Below are 6,397 nucleotides of genomic sequence, written 5' to 3' on the forward strand. Positions count from 1 at the left end.
AAGATCGCCGTTCGCGATCTCGACACCAGCGTCGGCCGGTATCGCGCACTGCTGGGCGAGCCGCTTCAGATACAGCGGTCGGCATTTCCCGATCACGGCGTTTCGTTCGCAAGCTTTTCGATCGGCGCCACGACGCTTACGCTACTGACGCCCTCGGGTGGCACGACCGGAGCGGCGCTGGCAGCTCAGGTCGAGAACCGCCTGGCATTGCGTGGTGAAGGCGTGTTCGGGATCGTGTTGCACGGCGCGGAGAACGCGTCCCCGCGTCTGCTGCCGCTCGATCTGACGCATGGTGTCGATCTCGAACTGCTGTCCGCGAGCAACGCCGAGTTGGCATGAGGCTGGACGTGGCCGGCGTTTAAGCTTTAAGCGGGCGGTGTCAGAAGACGCCTTCGTGCTCCACGCGCGATGCCGGATGCCAATCCTTATCCGCCGACCCGTTGTAATTGGCTGATGCTTTCTCTCAGCTCGCTCTCCAGTTGGGCAAACAACTCCGCCGCAGGCAACGATCTCGCGAGAGCTGCGGCCTGCCCCGCCCACTGCGCGCCGAAGCCGAACTCCCCCTTCGCCTTGGCTGCCGCGTGAAGTGCTTTTCCTGCATCGTAGGTAATCGGATACGCCGGTGGCTGCGGCACGTCTGCATGGTCTTCCAGTTCCGTGAAGCGGTTCACCATGCTTCGCGCGACGCGTCCCGAGATGGCTTTCGTGAACGTCGTATGGCGTGCCGACTCGCCAAGCATTGCACGCCGGTAACCATCGTCGATCGATGTTTCCGGGCACGCCACAAAAGCCGTTCCGAGTTGAGCCGCCTGAGCGCCCAGCGCCAGCGCAGCGGCAATCCCCGCGCCGTCCATGATGCCGCCTGCGGCGATCACCGGCAGCTGAAATTCCTTGACCAACAGACGCGTCAATGCAAACGTACCCAGGCGGTCGTCACGCGCATCCGGATCGAACGCGCCGCGGTGGCCGCCGGCTTCGATGCCTTGCGCGACGATGGCGTCCACGCCCGCCGCTGCGACCTGCGCAGCTTCCTGCAGATTCGTTACCGCCGCGAGCAGCCTGATCCCCGCGTTTTTAAGTGCAACGATCACTTCCGCAGGCGGCAAGCCAAAGTGAAAACTGACGATCGCCGGTTTGTCCTCGAGGAAAACGTCCAGCATGGCCTGGTCCGCGACGAAGCTCGTGTAGATCTCCGACAGCGACGCAGGTGGCTTCGCTCCGTATTGCTCGAAGTGCGGCGCGAGCCAGCTCAACCATTGTTGCTCCACCGCTGCGTTTGACGTCGCAGGGCTGTGACAGAACACGTTGATGTTGAATGGCTTCGCGGTCAACGCGCGGGTTTCCGCGATCACCTTGCGCGCACCTGCTGCGTTCATTGCGCCGACACCGAGCGAGCCAAGGCCGCCGGCGTTCGAAACGGCAGCTGCCAGCGCCGGAGTGCTCACACCGGCCATCGGCGCCTGAATGATGGGCTTTTCGATGCCCAGCAGGCGCAGTAACGATTGCTTGTCTGTCTGGTTAGTCATCTCACGTCCTCGTTGAAATCTGGATTAGTACTGTTCAGGCTCGCCGCGTCATGTCTCGCTTCGATGCGCTCTCACGCGATCTGCTGAACCCATTGGCTGCGCCAACCCGGTGCTTCAAACGGATCCGAAAAATACTGGGTCTCGTGAACAACCTTGCCGTTGTGGAACTCCATGATGCTGACCGTGTAGGCCGCTCGCCCTTCATACATGATGGTGTATTCCGTGATCCAGAGATTGCCTTCCCCCTGAATTCGCCTGACGTTAAAGCCCGCCGGCTTTCCTGGATGATGACCCCGCAGTGCCTGCAGATTTTTTCGCCCGAGGATTCGTTCGCCGGATTGGGGATAGTCACAGATCGCGTCGTCATCGTAAATATCGTGTTCTGCGTCGAGATCGCCGGCCGCTGACGCGTGCCAGTGGGCAGTCAGGGCTTCACGTATTTTCTCTTCGTGCATGGAGTGCCTCCGGATACTGTTCACATCAATCTATTGCGTACGTCTCGGAAGGAAGATAGCGCGTGGCGTGGCGTGGGGCGACGTAGCGACTTAAGACTAGTCCAAAAAACCTGTAGTCGCGTCGCTTCTCGCCTTTGCGGCTGTTGCTCGCATAAAAAGAGGTGCCCCAATTGACGCTTTGCTGTCAGCACCGGTTGAGAAGGGTGGAGATCGCACGTTATGCGCAGACCAACCGCCAGGAGCGTAAGCAGGTTGGAGCGGCCCTCGGAAGCGCCGGAATCCTTTAGCCCACCTGATTGCGGTCGGTTGTTGCCATCAAAGCGTCGTCGGCGTATCGGACGGGCCGCCAGTCAACGGAATATCACGGCCCGCAGATAGCTCGCGGTACGACTGTCCGCGGCGCGCGTGACTGTCTCAGGTACGCCGCTCACGACGATCCGGCCACCGTCCTCTCCAGCCCCTGGACCCACGTCGAGGATCCAGTCGCTTTGCGCCGCGACACGCATGTCGTGCTCGACCAGTACCACGGTATTGCCAGCATCGACAAGCCCATGCAGATGCACCATCAGACGATCGGTGTCGACGGGATGCAGACCGGTAGTCGGCTCGTCGAGGATGTACAGCGTATCGCCGCGTTGCGCACGCTGCAGCTCGGTCGCAAGTTTGATGCGTTGAGCTTCGCCTCCGGACAGCTCGGTGGCCGGCTGTCCAAGCCGCAAATAGCCCAGGCCGATATCGCGAAGCACGGTCAGCGAGCGCATAACCTGCGCCTCGTCGACGAAGAAGCCGCATGCGGTGTCCACGGTCATCGCCAGCACCTCGGCAATGTTGCGATCGCGCCAGCGGATCTCGAGCGTCTGCGGGTTGTAGCGGCTGCCATGGCAGGTCGAGCAAGGCGCATAGACGCTCGGCAAGAACAGCAGTTCGACCATCATGAAGCCTTCGCCCTCGCACGTCGGACAGCGTCCTTGCGCGACGTTGAACGAGAACCGGCCGGCGCTGTAGCGACGCTTGCGTGCAGCGGGCGTTCCGGCGAACAGCTTGCGCACAGGGTCGAACAAACCGCAATAGGTCGCGAGATTCGAGCGTGGCGTACGACCAATCGGCTTCTGGTCGACGCGCACGAGACGCTTGATCCTGTCCATGCCGGCTGTGATCCGGCCGTCGGTCGTGACGGGCGGGGCCGCAAAGAGCGGGTCGACTTCGTCGTCTTCGGCAAGGTCGGCGGCGCGTCCGAGATGTTCCGCCACGAGTTCCGTCAGCGCCTGGCTCACCAGGCTGGACTTGCCGGATCCTGAGATGCCCGTCACCGCGGTCATGCAACCCAATGGGAAATCCGCCGCAAGGTTGTGCAGATTGTTGCGCGTCACGCCTTCGAGCCGCAGCCAGCCGCGGGGCTCGCGGCGCCGACGGGTCGCAGCCTCGCTCGCCTGAGCCTCTGACTCGCCCTGCGCAAACAGGTAGCGGCGTGTGTGCGAGCTTTCGACATCCGCAAGGCCTGCGGGTGGTCCGCTGTAGATCACACGTCCGCCTGCCTCGCCGGCATCCGGGCCCACGTCGACGAGCCAGTCGGCGCGCTGCATCACGCTAATGTCGTGCTCGACCACGAACAGCGAATTGCCCGCATCCTTCAGGCGCTGCAATGCTTCCAGCAACGCATCGCCATCCGCGGGATGCAGTCCGGCAGACGGCTCGTCAAGCACGTAGACAACGCCGAACAGCTGTGACGACAGCTGTGTAGCGAGCCGCAGCCGTTGCAGTTCCCCCGAGGACAGCGTCGGCGTCGCGCGGTCCAGCGCAAGATAGCCGAGGCCGAGGTCGATCAGGGTTTTCAGACGTTCCAGCAGTTCGATCGCGAGCCGCTGCGCGGCCACGCGCTTCTCGTCGGACAGGTTGGGCGTACGGCGCACGTCAGGGGCAGCCTGATGAGGCTGTCCGCCGGTCGCAACACGGCGCGCGGTCGCTTCGCGCCGGCTGGCCTTGTCGAGTACCTCACCGTCAGCGGACGTGCTCGAAGACGGCCACTGGCCGCGCGAGACCGGTTCTAGCAACGCAGCCAGCCGTGCAATGGGCAGCTGCGACAGCTCGCCGATATCCATACCGGCGAACGTCACCGAGAGCGCTTCCGCCTTCAGACGCTTGCCGTGGCACGACGGGCATTCACTGCCGAGCATGAACTGCGACACGCGTTTCTTCATCAACGCACTCTGCGTATTTGCGAAGGTATGCAACACGTACCGGCGCGCGCCGGTGAACGTACCCTGATAGCTGGGCTCAGCCTTGCGCCTGAGGGCAGCGCGCGTCTCCTTCGGCGTGAAGCCCGCGTAGACCGGCACCGTGGGCTGCTCGTCGGTGAACAGAATCCAGTCGCGATCTTTCTTCGGCAGATCGCGCCACGGCGTGTCGACGTCGTAACCGAGCGTGACGAGGATGTCGCGCAGATTCTGGCCGTGCCATGCGGGCGGCCATGCGGCGATCGCGCGCTCGCGGATCGTCAGCGAGTCGTCGGGGACCAGCGAGCGTTCGGTCACGCTATATACGCGGCCAAGCCCGTGGCAAGTCGGGCAGGCGCCCTGTACCGTGTTCGGCGAGAAGTCCTCCGCATATAGCATTGGCTGTTTCGGCGGATAGCTGCCGGTTCGCGAATACATCATGCGGACGAGGCTCGACAGCGTCGTCACGCTGCCAACCGACGAACGCGCGCTCGGCGTGCCGCGCTGCTGCTGCAAGGCGACTGCCGGCGGCAGGCCTTCGATCGCATCGACGTCGGGCGCGCCGACCTGCTCGATCAGCCGTCGCGCGTATGGCGCGACCGACTCGAAATAACGCCGCTGCGCTTCCGCGTACAGCGTGCCGAACGCGAGCGACGACTTGCCAGAACCCGACACGCCGGTGAACACCACCAACGCATCGCGGGGGATGTCGACGTCGACGTTCTTCAGGTTGTGCTCACGCGCGCCGCGAACCTGGACGAAGCCGCGCGGCACGAACGTGGGCGACTCGGGAAGATCAACAGAATGCTTGACAGTGGAGGACCGTGAGGGCTTGGTCATGGCGGCAGGGATAGGTTCGGGGGTTGATGGTCTTACATGCAGTCGCAAGCGACGTGCCGCCGGGTTTCGCCGTACGAGGCGATCCTGACTTCGGTATCACGTAACATGTAAAATCTGCGCAAGTTGAATTCTAGCCAAACCGGCCATGAGCGATTCCCTCTGCGACTTCGACATGAAGGCGTTTCACGCCGCGCTCGACGCGCAACGACAGGCTCGCCGCTTAAGCTGGACCGAACTGGCGACGTCAACGGCAGTTGTCGACGATTGATCCGCTCGGCACCAGTGAGCCAACGGCCGCTTTCCGGACCGTGGCTCACTCCATCAGGCGGAACACCGTGCCATACTTCCGGAACATACGGCCCATATTTCCTGTTGACGATGACCACCTCTTCCACGTCCATCGGCTTTAACCACAATACACTCGAGCGCCGCTCCGAAAGGCGGGACGACCACGCCTTCATCGAAACGCTGCGCAACAACCCGGCTACGCGATTTCTCGTCTTCGACGGAGACGTTCCCTTGCTCAAGCGAGGCACTCAACATGACCCGTGGTACATCGCGAGTGAAACGGCGGCCTTCGGCGAGCCACTTCACAGCGTGTTTCTCGGGGAAGAAAGCGACGGTAGCGGACGCTTTGCGCTCGGCTTCACGCTCAACCCCGGCGCCGACGATCCGTCGGGTGACACGCTCCACGAGCGCATCGAGCTTCGCTCCATCGCGCTGCAGGGTCTCGTTGGCACTGCGACGCTTGGAATGCTCGGTCAGGCGAAGTCGATGCTCGACTGGCAGCGCCGCCACTCCTTCTGCGCAAACTGCGGCTCGCCGAGCCGCATCGCGGCGGCAGGCTGGCAACGCATCTGCGATGTCTGCGGCGCACGCCACTTCCCGCGCGTGGACCCGGTCGTGATCATGCTGGTCATTGACGGCGAACGATGTTTACTCGGGCGTCAGCGCCATTTCGCCCCAGGAATGTATTCGGCGCTTGCTGGCTTCGTCGAACCGGGGGAAACCGCGGAAGACGCCGTGCGGCGCGAAGTCATGGAGGAGGCTCGCGTGAGGTGCGCACAGGTTGTCTATTTCGCGTCGCAGCCGTGGCCGTTCCCTTCATCGCTGATGATCGGCTGCTTTGCGCAGGCGAGCGATACCGAGATCGTGGTCGATACAGAGGAACTCGAAGACGCCCGCTGGTTTTCGCGCTCAGAGGTCGCGGCGATGCTCGCGGGAACGAGTGCGAGCGGGCTGTCGGCGCCCAAGCCGTTCGCCATCGCCCATCATCTGCTGCAGGCGTACGCGGCTAGGGGTGCTGCGGTGTTGGATGGCTGAGGGTATCGTGGCAAGAAGCACCCGCTAAAGATTCTCGAGG

5 protein-coding genes and 1 pseudogene are annotated in these 6,397 nt (G+C 63.1%); 3 read left to right on the plus strand and 3 right to left on the minus strand.

The window, feature by feature from the left end; all coding sequences use genetic code 11:
• A pseudogene (locus tag M0954_RS15985) lies at positions 1–339 on the plus strand (VOC family protein); the annotation flags it as partial.
• Positions 340–425: 86 nt separating this feature from the next.
• On the opposite strand, the gene M0954_RS15990 reads toward M0954_RS15985, so the two are convergent.
• The 3 genes from M0954_RS15990 to M0954_RS16000 all read right to left on the minus strand — a co-directional run bounded on the left by M0954_RS15990 (position 426) and on the right by M0954_RS16000 (position 5,034).
• On the minus strand, positions 426–1,526 hold the full coding sequence (locus M0954_RS15990; RefSeq protein WP_297354222.1) for a nitronate monooxygenase family protein: 1,101 nt from the start codon (positions 1,524–1,526) through the stop codon (positions 426–428).
• A gap of 71 nt (positions 1,527–1,597) precedes the next feature.
• Positions 1,598–1,981 carry a nuclear transport factor 2 family protein gene (locus M0954_RS15995; protein ID WP_297354224.1) on the minus strand — a complete coding sequence of 128 codons (384 nt, stop codon included), beginning with the start codon at positions 1,979–1,981 and terminating at the stop codon, positions 1,598–1,600.
• 350 nt (positions 1,982–2,331) lie between these two features.
• Positions 2,332–5,034 (minus strand): excinuclease ABC subunit UvrA, encoded by a 2,703-nt coding sequence (locus tag M0954_RS16000; RefSeq protein ID WP_297354226.1) that lies wholly within the window; start codon positions 5,032–5,034, stop codon positions 2,332–2,334.
• A 145-nt stretch (positions 5,035–5,179) separates the two neighbouring features.
• Here M0954_RS16000 and M0954_RS16005 point away from each other — a divergent pair, with 145 nt between their 5' ends.
• Both M0954_RS16005 and nudC read left to right on the plus strand, forming a co-directional pair.
• On the plus strand, positions 5,180–5,302 hold the full coding sequence (locus M0954_RS16005) for a hypothetical protein (RefSeq protein ID WP_297354228.1): 123 nt from the start codon (positions 5,180–5,182) through the stop codon (positions 5,300–5,302).
• A 110-nt stretch (positions 5,303–5,412) separates the two neighbouring features.
• Positions 5,413–6,357 carry an NAD(+) diphosphatase gene (gene nudC, locus M0954_RS16010; RefSeq protein WP_133892086.1) on the plus strand — a complete coding sequence of 315 codons (945 nt, stop codon included), beginning with the start codon at positions 5,413–5,415 and terminating at the stop codon, positions 6,355–6,357.
• The last annotated feature ends 40 nt before the right edge of the window (positions 6,358–6,397 follow it).

It is taken from the genome of Paraburkholderia sp. (genome assembly GCF_026225065.1).
Lineage (GTDB): Bacteria > Pseudomonadota > Gammaproteobacteria > Burkholderiales > Burkholderiaceae > Paraburkholderia.

Bases quoted from the DNA above. Each gene is read 5' to 3' on its own strand.
- M0954_RS15990 (WP_297354222.1), bottom strand. From the start codon at position 1,526: ATGACTAACCAGACAGACAAGCAATCGTTACTGCGCCTGCTGGGCATC.
- M0954_RS15995 (WP_297354224.1), bottom strand. From the start codon at position 1,981: ATGCACGAAGAGAAAATACGTGAAGCCCTGACTGCCCACTGGCACGCG.
- M0954_RS16000 (WP_297354226.1), bottom strand. From the start codon at position 5,034: ATGACCAAGCCCTCACGGTCCTCCACTGTCAAGCATTCTGTTGATCTT.
- M0954_RS16005 (WP_297354228.1), top strand. From the start codon at position 5,180: ATGAGCGATTCCCTCTGCGACTTCGACATGAAGGCGTTTCACGCCGCG.
- nudC (WP_133892086.1), top strand. From the start codon at position 5,413: ATGACCACCTCTTCCACGTCCATCGGCTTTAACCACAATACACTCGAG.